The sequence below is a fragment of the Mesorhizobium sp. M7A.F.Ca.MR.362.00.0.0 genome, from assembly GCF_004023175.1.
Taxonomy (GTDB): domain Bacteria; phylum Pseudomonadota; class Alphaproteobacteria; order Rhizobiales; family Rhizobiaceae; genus Mesorhizobium.
In genome coordinates this window covers 1,798-2,502 of sequence record NZ_RZTF01000191.1, presented here as the reverse complement: position 1 = coordinate 2,502, position 705 = coordinate 1,798, and the positions used below count along the sequence as shown (strand labels likewise).

Genomic DNA, 705 nt, shown 5'->3' with positions numbered 1-705 from the left:
GGAATGATGATGTTGATGGGCCGCAGGCACCCGGCATTCATCGGGATCATGTCCTCGACCATGACGCGGAAGGCATAGAGCACGGCGGCGCGGGCGACGGGTTCCGGCGCGTTGAAATTGTTCTTCATCACCGGCGAGGTGCCGGTGAAGTCGACGGTCGCCTCGCGCTTTTGCCGGTCGACCGTGATCTTCACCTTGATGATTTGGCCGGTGTCGGTCGGGTATTCGTACTGCGAACTGTCGGGCAGCCGCTCCAGCACGCGGCGCACGCTTTCGGCCGCATTGTCCTGGACATGGCCCATATAGGCCTCGACGACATCGAGGCCGAAATGCGCGACCATCTTGCGCAGTTCCGCGACGCCCTTTTCGTTGGCGGCGATCTGCGCCTTGAGGTCGGCGATGTTCTGGTGCGGATTGCGGGCTGGATAGCGGTGGTCGGTGAGCAGCGTTTCCAGCTCCTTCTCGCGGAATTTTCCGCGGTCGACGATGCGGAAATTGTCGAACAGCACGCCTTCCTCGTCGACCGTGGTGGCGAGCGGCGTCATCGAGCCGGGTGCCGTGCCGCCGATATCGGCATGATGGCCGCGCGAGGCGGCCCAGAACAGGATTTCCTCCCCACTCGAGGGGGAGGTGGCGGCGAAGCCGCCGGAGGGGGTCGGATCGACCGGGTTCGACGCTCTTGCGGTGCCTTCTGAGAGGACCCCA

General features: G+C 64.3%; 1 protein-coding gene. It reads right to left on the bottom strand.

Annotation, left to right across the window (positions count from 1 at the left end; all coding sequences use genetic code 11):
- Positions 1-705 (bottom strand): hydantoinase B/oxoprolinase family protein (locus tag EOC06_RS43085; RefSeq protein ID WP_245469883.1); only part of this gene is annotated, 705 nt, incomplete at both ends.